This window comes from Streptococcus sp. 27098_8_76, from assembly GCF_041432315.1.
Classification (GTDB): Bacteria; Bacillota; Bacilli; order Lactobacillales; family Streptococcaceae; genus Streptococcus.
Window position 1 is genome coordinate 1 of sequence record NZ_JAPVZI010000035.1, and the last position, 672, is coordinate 672.

1 pseudogene is annotated in these 672 nt (G+C 41.7%); it reads left to right on the plus strand.

The annotated features are described in order from the left end of the window. Window positions 1–672 (plus strand): annotated as a pseudogene (locus tag O3636_RS10665) (YSIRK signal domain/LPXTG anchor domain surface protein); the annotation flags it as partial.

Consider the following 672-nt stretch of genomic DNA (forward strand, 5'->3'; position numbering starts at 1 on the left):
GCAGCCAAGGACAAAGTAGTAGAAACCCCTATTGAACCAGAAGTTGAGTATGTTAGAGATGGTGAACGAGAAGTTGCCACACCTAATGAACGCGTTGAAGGAGCTAAAGGTAAAACAGTTACAACAACTACTTACGATGTAGATTCAAACGATGGTCATATCACAGAACACGTTGGTACCCCAGTCGTCACCCCAGCAGGTAAGACAATCGTTAAAGTTGGTGCGAAAACTAAGGTTCAACGTAATAAGGATGACCAAGGTCGCGATGTGATTGATACCACTACCTATGCAGTTGATCCAAAAACAGGTAAGGTAACTCCAACAACCGTGCGAACTTATGGGAAAACGAAAGCACCAACGGTTGAGAAGAGAGTAGTACCGTCTCCAGTAGTTTATGAAAAAGATGATACGAAAGAAAAAGGTACAGTCCCAACTACTGTTAAAGGTGAAGATGGCGAAGACACTATCACAACAACTTACACTGTGGACACTAATACTGGAAAGATTATAGTAAGTGAAGGTAAACCAGTTCGTACGAAAGAACCAACTAATACTATTATCAAAGTTCCAGCGAAGGATAAAGTGGAGACAACCGAACTCCCATCACCTAAGAAATATGTGAAAGATGATACACGCGACAAAGATCAACCAAATGTGGAAGAAGCAGGACAA